Annotated in this window: 14 protein-coding genes; 1 reads left to right on the top strand and 13 read right to left on the bottom strand. The window is 32.8% G+C overall.

Going from position 1 to position 14,604, the window contains the following annotated elements:
• Window positions 1–133: 133 nt before the first annotated feature.
• The 4 genes from QRN68_RS01245 to QRN68_RS01260 form a co-directional block, all read right to left on the bottom strand.
• The gene (locus tag QRN68_RS01245; protein WP_285394768.1) at window positions 134–817 is read right to left on the bottom strand and encodes a DUF6710 family protein; all 684 of its coding nucleotides are present in this window, start codon (window positions 815–817) and stop codon (window positions 134–136) included.
• A gap of 314 nt (window positions 818–1,131) precedes the next feature.
• Entirely contained in the window at window positions 1,132–1,782 is a 651-nt protein-coding gene (locus QRN68_RS01250; RefSeq protein WP_285394769.1) for a hypothetical protein, read from the bottom strand.
• 168 nt (window positions 1,783–1,950) lie between these two features.
• Window positions 1,951–3,300 (bottom strand): S-layer homology domain-containing protein, encoded by a 1,350-nt coding sequence (locus QRN68_RS01255; RefSeq protein WP_285394771.1) that lies wholly within the window; start codon window positions 3,298–3,300, stop codon window positions 1,951–1,953.
• Window positions 3,301–3,424: 124 nt separating this feature from the next.
• Entirely contained in the window at window positions 3,425–3,601 is a 177-nt protein-coding gene (locus tag QRN68_RS01260; RefSeq protein WP_285394772.1) for a hypothetical protein, read from the bottom strand.
• A gap of 156 nt (window positions 3,602–3,757) precedes the next feature.
• Between QRN68_RS01260 and QRN68_RS01265 the strand changes: the two genes are divergently transcribed.
• Window positions 3,758–4,099, top strand: coding sequence for a helix-turn-helix domain-containing protein (locus QRN68_RS01265; protein ID WP_285394773.1), 342 nt, complete (start codon window positions 3,758–3,760; stop codon window positions 4,097–4,099).
• An 84-nt stretch (window positions 4,100–4,183) separates the two neighbouring features.
• Here QRN68_RS01265 and QRN68_RS01270 read toward each other — a convergent pair whose 3' ends face one another.
• The 9 genes from QRN68_RS01270 to QRN68_RS01310 form a co-directional block, all read right to left on the bottom strand.
• A complete protein-coding gene (locus tag QRN68_RS01270) occupies window positions 4,184–8,269 on the bottom strand; it encodes an exonuclease domain-containing protein (RefSeq protein ID WP_285394774.1) in 4,086 nt (1,361 codons plus the stop codon).
• A gap of 70 nt (window positions 8,270–8,339) precedes the next feature.
• A complete protein-coding gene (locus tag QRN68_RS01275; protein ID WP_285394775.1) occupies window positions 8,340–8,960 on the bottom strand; it encodes a hypothetical protein in 621 nt (206 codons plus the stop codon).
• A 531-nt stretch (window positions 8,961–9,491) separates the two neighbouring features.
• The gene (locus QRN68_RS01280) at window positions 9,492–9,941 is read right to left on the bottom strand and encodes a hypothetical protein (protein WP_285394776.1); all 450 of its coding nucleotides are present in this window, start codon (window positions 9,939–9,941) and stop codon (window positions 9,492–9,494) included.
• 154 nt (window positions 9,942–10,095) lie between these two features.
• Window positions 10,096–10,302 carry a hypothetical protein gene (locus QRN68_RS01285; protein WP_285394777.1) on the bottom strand — a complete coding sequence of 69 codons (207 nt, stop codon included), beginning with the start codon at window positions 10,300–10,302 and terminating at the stop codon, window positions 10,096–10,098.
• A 10-nt stretch (window positions 10,303–10,312) separates the two neighbouring features.
• The gene (locus QRN68_RS01290; protein ID WP_285394778.1) at window positions 10,313–11,350 is read right to left on the bottom strand and encodes a tyrosine-type recombinase/integrase; all 1,038 of its coding nucleotides are present in this window, start codon (window positions 11,348–11,350) and stop codon (window positions 10,313–10,315) included.
• A gap of 115 nt (window positions 11,351–11,465) precedes the next feature.
• A complete protein-coding gene (gene ndk / locus QRN68_RS01295; protein WP_053482577.1) occupies window positions 11,466–11,882 on the bottom strand; it encodes a nucleoside-diphosphate kinase in 417 nt (138 codons plus the stop codon).
• Window positions 11,883–11,968: 86 nt separating this feature from the next.
• Window positions 11,969–12,943, bottom strand: a complete 975-nt coding sequence (gene hepT, locus QRN68_RS01300; RefSeq protein WP_285394779.1) for a heptaprenyl diphosphate synthase component II — start codon at window positions 12,941–12,943, stop codon at window positions 11,969–11,971.
• 19 nt (window positions 12,944–12,962) lie between these two features.
• Window positions 12,963–13,667, bottom strand: a complete 705-nt coding sequence (locus QRN68_RS01305; protein ID WP_285394780.1) for a demethylmenaquinone methyltransferase — start codon at window positions 13,665–13,667, stop codon at window positions 12,963–12,965.
• A 15-nt stretch (window positions 13,668–13,682) separates the two neighbouring features.
• Window positions 13,683–14,450 (bottom strand): heptaprenyl diphosphate synthase component 1, encoded by a 768-nt coding sequence (locus tag QRN68_RS01310; RefSeq protein ID WP_285394781.1) that lies wholly within the window; start codon window positions 14,448–14,450, stop codon window positions 13,683–13,685.
• Between the last annotated feature and the right edge of the window lie 154 nt (window positions 14,451–14,604).

Raw genomic sequence — 14,604 nt, forward strand, 5'->3', positions numbered from 1 at the left:
TTGTTTAAATCCTTATTAACAGAAGTACATCCACTATCTTTTCTCAGCTCATCAATTTGTTTTAAATTGTTACCAGTAGTACCACCAGAACTAGTTATTTTTACATCTCCTATTCTTGATAAATAAATACTTATTACTCGATATTTTTAATTTGTTTATTATAAATTAATCTCCCTATTTCATAAATTACAGATTCTTCAAATGAAGTTACTTTGTCAATTTTTTTGTTTGTACTGCGATTATAATAATATTTGCCATCTGAATATATCCATTTATAGAATATACTCATATCAATCACTTTAGCCGGCATCGTTCCTTGTGATGTAAGGATACCTATTGTGCTTGAATGATACCCATTGATAATTATTCCTATTTTGAATGGTTCTATGTAGTGAGCTATATGATTTGTCGGTTTATATTCCCATTCCCCTCTTTTTATATTTGCCATTACACTATAAAACCTACTTAAAGACCACGGGAAACTGAGAACAACATCTATGCTAAAATCTATCATGACTTCTTTTTCAGTATACATTTCACTAAAAATTTCAGTAGGTATATTATGCTTTTTTATCAAATTATACTCTGGATGAAATAAATTTATATCTCTTTGATGAGGTATGTCATGTTCATACGTAGTGATTATATTTTGTAAAAAATGCGATTGTATACCTCGTGCAAATATATGGATTATTTTATAAATTGGATGGTTGATTGAATTTAATGAAATACTTTCATTATCCTCAATTATATTGTTTGCAATTTTTAAAGCATGTTTAAATCGCTTTCTCGTTAAATCATCAGTTTTGAATATCAAATTTTTCATCTCCTCTTAACGACCATATTCTACAATAAGAGAGATTTTCCTTCTTTATTAGTTACCAAAAAAAATCTCTGCAACATTTCACAGAGATTTTTACAATTTTTATAAAATTTTTTATTCAATACCCACCTCATCATTTACCATTTGCTCAATTTCTTCACCTGTTGGTAAATAAATTGCTTCATACATTTTGTTAAATCAGATTCATTAGCCATATTTAGATTTCCATATGCCCATCATTCATCAGAGAATTTGATTTGAAAGCCTTGTCGTCCATGCCATCTTTCACGCACATAAACTGTACATTATTATCTTTTTTCATAAACTGATACTTTTGTTTCGTCACTATCATAATAATAATTGACACTAATTAAAAGCCCATCCACTGTCACAAAGTCATTCTCTAAATGATTTTCCTCAGCATCTCGCTCATTATTTGCGATTCTCCATTTCGTAATATCATATACGATTGAATTTTCATCCTCTTTAAGAATCGTAGCATCAGCATCTAAATATTCTTGTAAGACTGATTTTTTATAATAATGCTCTCCATCATATAGTATGATACTTTTTTTGGATTTAAAATTATTTTCATTAATATTTCTATTACGAACTACATTAAAACCATCAAATTTATACTCATATTTGTTCGTGGTTTTACTAAATAGAACACCGTCTTGTGTATAGCTATCATATTTATCAATATATGTGCCATCACTCTTTAACTGAATCGTTGTGTAACCATCAAAGTCCTCTAACGGAACCGTTTCGTAATCATCAAAATAATTACCATCTAGCTGTCCTGCTTGCACTTTATAATATGTACCATAGTAATCCTTATATGTATCTTCGGTTGCTTGAACAACGTCTTTTTCAGTTGTTTTAGTTCCCCCTTTCCCACTGCTACATCCAACTAATAGTATTGTTATCATAAATAATAGAAAGACATTCTTTTTCAAAATTGCCACTCCCTTTTTACAGTGATTTTTATTTATACAGTCATGTGTACAACCGTTATTAAAATCACAACTTTGCATGGACAGTAACTAAAGTATATTTCGTCTACTCTATCAATCGCTATGTTATGCAAAGTTGTTATATAGTATCAGCTTCTTAAATGATTATTCTTACTCATAATCTCCATTTCTCGTTTTATCGGGGAAATAAGTAAAACTAAACTCGCCATCTTTATATGGAAAACCTGTTAAATATGTTTTGATACCAAAACGAACTACAAGATTCCCAGCGTAGCCATATTCATATGATAAATTCTTCTTATTATCTATCCAATTTTTATAGGAATCTATTTCAGTAGTCGTTCGTTTTTCCCCTGTAATGTCACTCACAATCATAGCCAATGCTTGATTGGCAGTAGGTGTGTTCCCTGTAGCTCTTACATGATATTTACGTTTCCCGTATAATGTTGTAGCGAAATCATTTGACCCATAATTAATTGTTAGATACTTGTCGTTTTTATCTACAAAGAATATTAAATAATGGTCATCACCACTTGTTGCTCCGTCTACTACATAATGTTGATTTAAGTATTGAATCGTTTCAGGCTTTAATTCCTTTTCCAGCTTATCCAACGCTTTAAAATCAAACAATTCATGACCAGCACTTTTATTTTTTACACGCTCTGCAAATTTAAACGTAGCTGAATCAAATAATGCTTTATATCGTTTATTGTAGTCCTCTGTTTCTTCTTGACGGATTTTTCCTCTTTCTAAATCTACATGTATACTGCCTTTCGTCAATAGATAAAACAGATAGCTAGTACCTTGCTTTGCTAGTTTCTCAATGTCATCATTGGAAGCATATTGGCTAAGTGCTTGTTTCCCTTGTACTGACTTGATATTCGCTAAATGTAGCTTATAAAAGAAGACAATCACTTGTGAACGAGTGACATCATTCGCATAGCCAAAATGTTGCTCAATCAATTTTTCTGTTGGGTTTTGACCGCTTGATACTTTATTATCGTATAAAAATTGGATGCTATCTTTTAAAGTCATCTCATCCTTTGCAAGATAAGCGAGTGCTTCGGCTACAACACCACGTTTCACAGGTTCAAAACGTTGTATCTCATTGACATAACCGTTTAATGGCACACTATAGCTTGCTAATTGGTCATAAAAATCATCAGACCAATGCCGTTCCCCACTATTTCTCATTAACGTGCCTTTTGCAGCATCCAGTTTAAAGTAATTCACTAGCATTTTTGCAAATTGGGCTTCTGTGACTTTATCATTTGGTTTAAATGTGCCATCCTTATAACCGCTAACAATACCTTCTTTACTAGCCCATAAAATGGCTTCATAAGCAGCATCCTTTTTACTCACATCTTTAAACGGATTGCCTACCTGTTGCGCTACATGACTTGATGCATGTGCTACCATGTCACTTGTACTTAAAGTTCCACCTACTAAACTACTTACTAATAATGCGCTACACATACCTAATTTCACTTTGTTTCTCATTATTTCGCCTCCTAAAAATTATAAAAAATAAGGCTATTCATAAAATGTATTAAAAATAGCCTTTAAAACCCTTTAAATAAACTTGTTATCTAGTGTGGATTTGCTCATGGTATTGACTGCTATTCTACTCTTTAGACTCATCTAATTGTTCGGATTCTTTTGCCAAAGATTTTTTCGTAAATGACATACCACGTAAAATATCAAGAATTCTTTCCTGACATTCAATTGGTAGCTCATTTGCCGTGTCAATGATTTCATTCAGAATCCGAACCGATGAAACGGCTTCATTCTGCTTTATCAATTCATCCACCACCTTATTTTTGCTTTATAAATGAATAGTAACATATCTATTTTTCATTGTAAACGCAAAATAATTATATCGTTTTCACTAACAAAGCAAGAATGCTTTGATAATGATTTTTAATTTGGTTATAATAAATTACGAGGTGATAGTTTAATGGATTCTTTAGGAGAAAGATTAACTCATGCTAGAAAAGGTAAGGGATTCACACAAGAGGCACTTGCTGAAACAATTGGTGTATCAAGAGGTGTTATTTTTAATCTTGAAAAAAATAAAACTGAGCCACAGATGATTGTGATTAACGCCATTAGCCAATGTTTAAAAATCAATAAAGAATGGCTGTTAAATGGTGAAGGGGAAATGCATGAAAAAGAGGATGTTGCTCAAAGTGCTAAAGTGCTTGCAGACATTTATGCCCTTGCAAACGAACTATCAGAAGAAGAACAACTATATATTCTCGATGTTATCAAGACATATAAAAAACATTTTGAGCGATAATAGCACTACTTTTTCTATCTATATCGTGATATATAAAAATCCATTCTTACCTAGATGGTCTGAATGGATTTTTATACACACTAGCTATTCACTTTCTGTTATGCTAAATCGTTTCAACATATAAGGTAAACGTATTTTTTCTCTTTCAATTATAGCTCTTTTTGCATCTGATTTATCTTCATCTATTCTCAATAGCTCGATATGATTATCAAACAACCAACGCATAAAATACATTTGAGCCGAACTTTTTCTTATTTTTTTAGGCAGCGTGTAAAATGTTTTTGGATTTTCATATTTTGAAATTAACTTATCAATTTGCTCCCTGTCCTTTAAAAAGATACTTTTATCCACATCTTTATCAGATAAAGACTGATTTATCATGACCTTCACAAAGGCAAGTGGATAGTATTTTTTGAACCAAGCTAATCTATAAGCATTAATAACATAAGCAGCAGCGTGAGCTAATGGAAATAAATATCTAACCTTTTTGATGCTTTCAATGAACCATTCCTCTACATGATGCTCCATTAAAACTTGTTCATATTTTTTCCATTCAATCAAATTGGTAACTCTATTCTTTTCATTATGCAATTTCCCTTTGCGAATAAATTCCACAATTTGATTACTTAATGTTTCTTCGATGCCATATTGAACGAGAAGCCTTTTAAAGTTTTCCCGACTTGTAATTAATTCACTAATTGTCTTGCCGTTCTGTAGCAACATATCCGCATTATTATCCCATAAGCCCTTACCATGTGTTAAACCGCTAATCGCTACTAAATCGCTAAATTTTTGAGGGCTTACTTGCATGGTGACATTGGTAGAATAGTTTGTGTTAAATTCACTTATCATTTCAGTGTGCCCTAATGCAAATTCTTGTATCACATCAGTATCATACATATCAATATCACCAATATTAATGCCTGTTTCTTTTTCCAAATAATACAGCCTTGTGCTATCATCTTGGCTCAAAATATCAAACTTTAAAATTGCATCCTCATATGGCTTATATTCTGATTGTAATGTAATATTGCTGGCATCATAGCCATCCTTACTGTAGGTGATACCACTGTAATAATGTACATCTAACTCCTCTGGAATCACCAACATCCCTCCAGCATGTTGACCGCTGCTAAATGCTACACCGTTTAAAAAATCTAACGTTTCTTGAAAAACTAAGTTGTCGAAATCAAATGTTAATATCTCTACTAATTGTTCGCCATTTTCCTCTTGTTTTAATTTTTCTATATAAATGATATTGTGATTATTTTTATCAAAATGAATGTAATCAATTGGATGTAAAGTTCCCTCATCATCTAATTCATAAAAATCACTAACATCATTATCGTAACGTTCTTTTAGCGTTTCTACTTTTATATTTCCCTTAGCTTTATGGTACTCCCATATAATTTTTTTACTTTTCCCCTCGGCAAGCGTGCTAATTGTGCCAGCTCGTACAATATTACGCTCACCGAATAAACTGGTGATAAAATTAATAATATCTTTTTGAATCTCGCTACTAAAATTCAGGTCTACATCAGGCGTTTTTTCACCGCCATAGCCCATAAAGCTACTCCAGTGAATACCAAAACCATTTCCCTTTAAAGAACCACCACAAACACATTGCTTAACAGGCAAATCAAAACCACACACTACATTTTCATCTTCGCAAAATTTAAGCGTTTTACATGTATCGCATTGATAATGTGGTTGTAATGAATTAACCTCGCTGATACCCATTACATAAGCGAGCAACATACTCCCAACGCTTCCTCGACTACCTACTAAGTAGCCTTTGCGCTTGCTTTCCTCAACTAATAAATAACTGCCATAAAATACGACTTCATAGCCGCCTTTAAAGACCATTTCTAGCTCTTTATCTAACCTTTCTTGAATTGCCTTATCGACATGCTCACCGTATAGCTCTTTAAACCTTCTTTCTACGACTTCAAGCATCTTCTCCTTCTCATTGCCTTCTAACATAGATGGCTTTACTAACGCATGTGTTGGTACTACCTCATAAGAAGAAAATCTATCTAGTAAATTGATTGTATTCGTAGAAACAATTTCTCTTGCTCTTTCTGTTCCGAGAAAATCAAATTCATTCAATAATTCCTTCGTTGATTTATAGTAGACGTTCTTTCGAGCCATTTCTTTATTTTGAATGTAGGGATGGAATCTCCCACCATGTACCTCAAGTTTTAAACCTTCAATATTAACATTTAATAAATCATCGCCTGTTAAATCTCCTTGAATAAACTTGTTATATATCTCTTGTTCAGTATCAGTAAAAGCTAGTCCTTTTTGAATTTTATTATCAAAATATTGTCTAATGATGGTGATATTCTTATCTAAAAACATCTTCGCTCGATTATCGAACCACAGCATATCTAAATATTTTTCCTCATACTTATGAAGGTATAATACCTCGCCCAAGCTGATAACTGTTTTATTTCGCTTTTGACAAATACCATCAACAATTTTGATTAATTGCTCTAATGTTGCTGCTGGTATATCCTCAAAATGATGATTGCTATACGGGCTATTGAAACCAACCACATCATAATTATCTAAAACACGCTCATCAAATTTGCCGTTTAGTAGGCTTTCAAAAATATCTTTGCAATAAAAGCCATTACTTACGACTAAAATGTTTTCTCGATGCCCTTCAACATTTATATCCTCCCAACTTAAAACTCTATTTGCTGTATCAGTATTGACCTTACTACTTAGCTGATTAATAAAAGTTAAGCCTTCTCGATTTAAGGCATAGAGTGTGACCATTTGTGGAAAACGCATATCTAATTGATTTTTTAATGGCTCATTACATCCTACTAAATCTTTATTGTGAGCTTCAATATCCTCTAACAACTTTTGGAACAATTTAAACGTATACAAGCTATCAGAAACGGCTCTATGGTGATTTTCTATCTTGATACCATATTTTTTTAACATGCCTTTTAAGCTATAATTCTTGCGTTTTCTTTGCTTCGCTAATACCTCTTCCTCCACATACATACTTAAATACATGGTATCAATTAAGGCAAAATCATTTAATTTCTCATTCAGCTTGTACATTCTGCTTTTTACATTGATAAAATTTATATCAAAATCCCTAGCATTATGTCCGACTAATACATACTCCTCATCACCGATAAATTCATAAAACCGTCTTAGTACGGTTTCTTCATCTCTGCAATGTTCTACCATTTTATTTGTAATATTTGTAAGATTGCTGATATTTTGATTGATTTTATTTTTAGGCTTAATCAATTCATTAAACTCTTTGACAACCCTACCGTTCTCAACCACTACTGCTCCTATTTCAATAATTTCATGTGAAAGTGGGTAAATACCTGTCGTTTCTATGTCAAATACTAGATATTTCACATTTCTCAAAAATTTCTCACTGTTGTTCTCATCACTTTTCTCACATAATTTCTCACTATTTACTAAGTAATGCAGATACCGATTTTGATGAACTAAAAAATCAACGCCATAAAACATCTTCATTTTTTCGATATTCTCTAAGCGTTTTTGATTCTGCTTACTTGGATTGTTCTTATATTCTTCCGCCATCACCTTTTTATATTGCATCAATTGTTGCTCTATCAAAGGAAAACCTCTTACCGTTCCTTTTTCTACAAAGCCTAAACCTTGATAATTAAATCTATTGGTTAGCTCTATAGCGGCTGCTTCTTTTACAATGCTTTGCATGGTGGAATATTGACTAATCACTTTAAATTCAACTCTACCTATTTCATCTGTGTCTAATCTATGCCCAATATCATTCGTAATATCTTTACAGTCCTCTATATCTACTTGCAATTGCATAGTAGGCGCATTGGTATTACCTATACCACAACTCGTCACACTAAAATTTGTAAACGTTTCATCTAAGCTCGCTCTACCTTTCAATTCATAGAAGTGTCCTTTAACAAAGAAATTTTTAATCGTATCTATACTATTTTCGTCGTAGTCTTTATAATTCACAAAAATAATACACTTTAGATTGCTGGCACCATCATTTAAAACAAAAATAAAGTTCTCACCCTCGCCATTGTGCCATGCCTTAACCGTTAAATCACTTACCATTTTTCCACTAACACTTACATATTCGTTTTCTTCCACTATTTCATTGATACTTTTTTCTTTATAATATTTATCCATCTCTCTACCTCCTCATTTTTTAGAAAAATAAAACGAGTGAAGCACTTACACCTCACTCGCATGAACATATTTAATCAAACTTGATAAAATCAGTATAATTAATATCATCTGTTCCATTTACATTAGTTCGTGTGTTTTTCTCCTCATTTACTTTTACTTTATTTCCCAAAACTTGATGTGCTTTATTTGGTGAAACCTCATCAACTTTCTCAATTTCGCTTACTACCCCATCAAGTTTCTTAAATTCTTGATTCCTTCTATTAAAATTTTCTAACGCCTTTTCTTTATCTTCTATGTCGTACAGCCAACCAACTTCATTCCTCCCATTCTTTGTGTAGACAACACTAACGATTTTCAATTCCTTTAACTTCCCCACTAAAAAATCTTTTAATTCCGACTCTTTTATTGCTAAATTATCAAAGTCAATATCCAGAAATCCTATTAAATACATTAATTGATTTTTCCCTATGTCATTCACATTTGCCTCATCATAGACTAATACATTTTTTATTAATCTATAATCTCTATCTACTAAACGCAATTTGAATTTCCACATTTCATACCGATTTTGATTTTTATCTACTTTATCTGATTCACATTCAATATTTTCTACAACAAAATCATAAATACCATCTTTCAATAAACCACCTTTCTTATTTTTTATATTTATTAAATCATTTAAATTAACCATACCATCATCCTTTCTTTCAATCTGATAAATACATGTTATAACACAAACATTAATTTCATCAACCGATTTTTACACAGTTTCAATTTTTATTATGTAGTGGTTACAAATTTACTATCATGGGTTACATTTTTACCCCTCTCAGTTACAAAAATAGCTATGCTGGTTACACATAAAAACCGTTAATTTTTCATTTAAAATAGAACCTAAAACCTTTATAAACATTGATATATCAACGTTTATAACGAATACTTTATTTTTAATATGATTAATTTATCCATTACGGTTACACCAGTTACACTATTTTTATAGTTAAGATATACATTTATTTTTTTTATGTAGTAAAGAAAAAATCCTAATAAACCTTTTAGTCAAATAAGCTGTAACTTGTGTAACTGATGTAACCGCAACAAATGGAATCCATAAACGCAAAAAACCATGCGTTTATACTCGCATGGCTACATCTATGACCTATGATATTTTGGTTTATTTACTTATGTGTGGTTATTGCTAAAACAGCCTTAGAAAGCTAGATTATGCATTTTCCTTTGTAGGAAGAAAAACCTCAAATAAATGTGCTTCTTTATCTACGCCTAATTTCTCTTTATCGGCTTCGGAAACAGCTTCTATTTTCAAGCGTTCAAGTGGTAAGTCAATGCCATCGACTTTTAAATCATCTACAATTCGATTAATACTAACAGTTGCTTTATGACCGCCCTCTGCATTTCTAAGACCATAAAAAGTATCTTCCTCGTTGCTGAATAAAATAAATAACTTCGTTTTATTGCCTTTTTTATCAACACCGAATTTAAAAAATCCTAATTGATGCTCATCTAAATATTCTTTTAGAATTTTTGATGTAGTCAACTTTGTAAACTCTCTACCTGTATCATTATATACTTGTTTTCCAATTTTTAAGAACATATATTTATTCCAAGTACCGTAATATCTGCTTTTATCATTCTTATTATCTTTCCAATTCATAAGACCAACTCCCTATTACATATCATTAGTTAATTATATTATAAATTAAACAATCAATAATTCCAACTATAAAACGAAAAGATGCTGGTTTTGCAACCAACACCTTAACATGCATTTAATTTATAAATATTTAAAATCTAACTATACAATCATTCTATAAAGCGCATCTATCCTTTGCATCATAGAAATACTTTAACATAATGAATATCTCTTGTTTCGTTAATGTAACCTCGCCTATCTTAATCAACTTACCAACGGATAAATCAATGAATGTTTCAAATGTAACTGTTTTAGCTGTTTCATTATAGGCGGCTCTTATCTCATGAAATCCACTTATCTCTGTACTAATGATGGTTATCATATGTTAGCACTTATAAAAAATCACGTAAATTTTTTGCTACTGTATCAACATCTAACCCCAAATATCTCGTAGTTGTCGATAAGTCAGAATGCGCTAAAGCATGAGATACTAAGTTTATATCCGCCCCACGTTTCACCAAATTCTGAGCATACAACCTTCTAATAGAATGAGGATTAATGTTCTTTAAATTCCACTTTTTACTGTATACCCATAAATTTTTTGCAATTAAATTGGACGGTGAAACTGTATTCGAAATTGGTACACCTATGTTTGAAAGAAAAATATAATCATTCTTTTCTCTATGTTCTTTCCTAACATCATCATTTATTGAAATTAGCTCTCTTAACAAAGTACACATTTCATCATCTAAAGGAAGAATCAACGGTCTATGCGATTTCATTATCTCTCCTTGCAACTTCAAAAGCATATTTTCAAAATCAATATTCTGTTCTCTCAGCGCACCTAATGTTCTAATTCGAATACCTGTTTTGTATAAAAGTAAAATCGCTATGCTATCACGTACCCCTGAATACGTTGATTTATCCAAAAGTGATAACAAAAGTGCCAGTTCTCTTTCTGTAGTAGCTTCCTTAACGCTTGTATTTACTTTTATTTTGATGTTTGTCCAAAACTTCGAGTTATACCAACCATTATCATGACACTTGCTTAAAACGGCTTTAATTTGCTTTAAACGACCATGTAGAGATGTGTCCTTTGTATTCTTGAAACTTGATAAATATTGATAAATTTTTTCATTGTTGATTTCGTGGAGATATTCCACTTTAGTAACTTCAACAAATCGCTTAAAATTATAGTTGTAACTATCAATTGTCCTTGGTCTTAATCCGTTTAGTCGCCATTGTTGATTTAAAATTTGTATGGCGTGTTTAATGGTTATATTTCTGTTGTCCAATTCATCAAACGTATCCATTTTAACTATTGAGTTATTGATTTTTGTCACCATTTCTTTCTTTGGTTCTTTTTCAGTTTTGATAGTCAATAAGCTTAAATCAATGTTTGTGTTAACTTTATTGAATGATTTTGACAAATAAAAAACCCCCTAACATTTTTTGTTAGAAGGTAAAAGTTACATCGGAAAAATAGATGATTTTTTTATTGAGTTCTATTCGTAGTTATTTTCGCTACGCTTCTTAGATTCGAAATTAAACTAAATCTTCACCGAAGAATAAGCCAATTTCGCGCTCTGCAGAAGCAAGTGAGTCAGAACCGTGAATGATGTTGTGAGAAACAGTTGTTGCATAGTCACCACGGATTGTACCTGGGTTAGATTCTTCAGGTTTAGTTGCTCCCATCATTGTACGAGCAAGCTTAATTACGTTTTCGCCTTCCCATACCATAGCGAATACAGGACCAGAAGTGATGAAATCAACTAATTCACCAAAGAATGGACGCTCAGCATGCTCAGCATAGTGCTTTTCTGCTAATTCTGTAGGAATTACCATTAATTTAGCACCTTTCAATACAAAACCGCGACGTTCAAAACGATCTACGATATCTCCTACTACTTGACGTTCTACGCCATCAGGCTTAACCATTAAAAAAGTTTGTTCGATTGCCATGTTTAAAACACTCCTTAAATTCGTATAACAGGTTTTACACCTACCGATAAATATTAACAAAAAATGAGTCTTTGTACAACAAAAAGCTAGAATTTACGCTTGCCCATAAATAAAGCGACATCACGTAGTTTTTTCTTGACAGGATGTTTTGGTAATGCTTCTATTTCCTGTAAAGCCTTTTTCAAATATTTATCACTCATTTTATTAGCTTGCGCAATCGCGTCAGATTTACGCACATACCGCAACATATTTTGACGTTCTGTCTCCGTCAATGTACCTGCAAATACTTTTACTAAATAAGGTTGTATCTGTGGGTCATCTTTTAATAATAGAATCGGTAATGTAATATTACCCTGCAATAAATCACTGCCGGCTGGCTTTCCTAATTCTTTATCAGTTGCCATAATATCTAAAACATCATCGATAATTTGGAAACTCATGCCAACAAAGTAGCCGAAGCGTTTCAAATGTCTCACCGTTTTGGCATCAACACCTGCTGCTACTGCACCAAGCTCACAACTAGAAGAAATCAGCAATGCCGTTTTTCGTTTGATTCGTCTAAAATAATCCTTTAAACCCTGATCTAATCTAAATTTATCTTCGATTTGAATGACTTCACCGTTACAAATTTCCACCATTGTGCGCGCTAAAATTTGATGAACTAATGGGTCTTCAAGCTTTGTAATATATTCAAGCGCACGTGCAAAAATAAAATCGCCCGTGTACATTGCTACTCTATTGTTCCATTGTGATTTGACAGTTGGGCGTCCTCTTCGCATATTGGAATCATCAATTACATCATCATGCACTAGTGATGCCATATGAATAAGCTCTACAGGCACGGCTACATCCTTCATCTTTTCGATATCATATTCGCCAAATTTCGCACCAAGCAACACAAAAATTGGCCGTATCCGTTTACCACCAGCTTGCAATAAATGGAGAGAAGCATCATTGATCAAATTTGAAGAAGAGTTCACCGCTTTTTCTAACTCTTGTTCAATAATATCGATATCTGATTTCAAATCGGAATAGAGTAGTTTTAACTTCATCTTTTCCACGTGTGAAAACCTTCCCCCATTAACGTACCTTTTTAAAGCCCATATGCATTGCCGCAGCACCGCCACTATATGCTTTGTACGTTACTTTTTCTAAACCTGCCTGCTCAAACAATGCCGCTAATTTCTTCATACCTGGGAAATCATTTGCTGATTCCTGTAACCAAGAATATTCTTTATAGCTTTTCGCAAATATTTTACCAAATATCGGCATTATATATTTAAAATAAAAACGGAATAATTGTCGATAGCCTGGAATTTCAGATTGAGATGTTTCTAAACAAACAACCATTCCACCTGGTTTTACAACACGATTCATTTCCTTTAACACTTGTAAATAATCTGGTACATTGCGAAGACCAAAACCTATCGTTATATAATCAAATGTATTGTCTGGGAAAGGTAATTCCATAGCATTTCCATGTATTAGTTCAATCTGTGGATATGGCTTTACCTTTTGCTCGCCAACCTTCAGCATGTTTTTACTAAAGTCTAGCCCCTTTACTTCTCCACCTTCACCCACAGCCTCAGCTAAGGCAATTGTCCAATCTGCGGTACCACAGCAAACATCCAGTGCCTTCGCTCCAGGTTTTACTGCCATATGCTTCATCGTATCATTGCGCCAGCCAACATGCATCTGGAAACTAATTACACCATTCATTTTGTCATAGTTATCCGAAATACTTTCAAATACTTCGTGCACGTGCTCTTCTTTCGTTTTAGCCATTTTGAAAAACCTCTCTTATCCATTAGTAGAAGCAATGGAAGCCTCTACACGTGCTTGTAGAGCCTGTTTTACATCACTTTGTAAAAACGATGTATCTTCTATCACCTGTAACAGCTCTGTTTTTAATTGCACAATTTTGTCCTGGATGACGTTGCTATATGTCGCTCCAGTATATCTCGCACTTTCTTCTAGGGCCTTACTCATTAAAGTTACTTGCCCACTTCGATATGTCGCCCACTCTCTCTCTAAACGCAAGATTAATAAGCTCTTCTCCATAATTGGAATATATTCACTAAATGAATAGAGCTCAAAAAATTTTGAGATTAATCCTGATTCAATATTACTTATCGAGGCAAACCATTGTTCAATTGATCGTTTTTCTGTCTCATATACTTTAATTTGGTGTTCACAACGTGCCACAATTCCTTGCGACAAACTTCGAATCAATCCGACATTCCCTGACATAGCTAAAATTTCATAATAACGGCCACTATAAAAATCTCCAGCTAAAACGGTTAGCTGCTGTTCTTTTGATGTGGCATCAAATTCTTTTATATGATCATGCGCCGCTAAGGCAGCGTACACAATCCCAACAGTGATTGCAGCTTCTCTTTGCTCTTGTTGCCACTCTTCACCATTCAAAAAAGGAACTAACAAGTAAAATAATTGATTTTCATCGAGCACAGGTACACCTGTATATTTTTGCAAAGTTCTATGACGAACATCCATGAAAATCTCTGTTTTTAACTGTGCAATTGAATTTTGAATGTATGTTGCATTCATAGACCTTACTCCATTTCACTTTCAAATATGTTAGTCGCATTCAAGACCTAACGCTTGCTTACTGAGTCATTATAGCATACGCGACGATTCGGAATAAAAATTTTTTTGCTTCATTCAACATGATAGGCAGTAGACCTTCCCCGTTAAAAAACGG

It is taken from the genome of Lysinibacillus sp. fls2-241-R2A-57 (genome assembly GCF_030209535.1).
Classification (GTDB): domain Bacteria; phylum Bacillota; class Bacilli; order Bacillales_A; family Planococcaceae; genus Lysinibacillus.

What these genes read in the sequence shown, in the direction of transcription:
- QRN68_RS01255 (WP_285394771.1), bottom strand. Translation starts at nt 3,300, where the DNA reads ATGAGAAACAAAGTGAAATTAGGTATGTGTAGCGCATTATTAGTAAGT.
- QRN68_RS01265 (WP_285394773.1), top strand. Translation starts at nt 3,758, where the DNA reads ATGGATTCTTTAGGAGAAAGATTAACTCATGCTAGAAAAGGTAAGGGA.
- QRN68_RS01270 (WP_285394774.1), bottom strand. Translation starts at nt 8,269, where the DNA reads ATGGATAAATATTATAAAGAAAAAAGTATCAATGAAATAGTGGAAGAA.
- QRN68_RS01275 (WP_285394775.1), bottom strand. Translation starts at nt 8,960, where the DNA reads ATGGTTAATTTAAATGATTTAATAAATATAAAAAATAAGAAAGGTGGT.
- QRN68_RS01280 (WP_285394776.1), bottom strand. Translation starts at nt 9,941, where the DNA reads ATGAATTGGAAAGATAATAAGAATGATAAAAGCAGATATTACGGTACT.
- QRN68_RS01285 (WP_285394777.1), bottom strand. Translation starts at nt 10,302, where the DNA reads ATGATAACCATCATTAGTACAGAGATAAGTGGATTTCATGAGATAAGA.
- ndk (WP_053482577.1), bottom strand. Translation starts at nt 11,882, where the DNA reads ATGGCAATCGAACAAACTTTTTTAATGGTTAAGCCTGATGGCGTAGAA.
- QRN68_RS01305 (WP_285394780.1), bottom strand. Translation starts at nt 13,667, where the DNA reads ATGGCTAAAACGAAAGAAGAGCACGTGCACGAAGTATTTGAAAGTATT.
- QRN68_RS01310 (WP_285394781.1), bottom strand. Translation starts at nt 14,450, where the DNA reads ATGAATGCAACATACATTCAAAATTCAATTGCACAGTTAAAAACAGAG.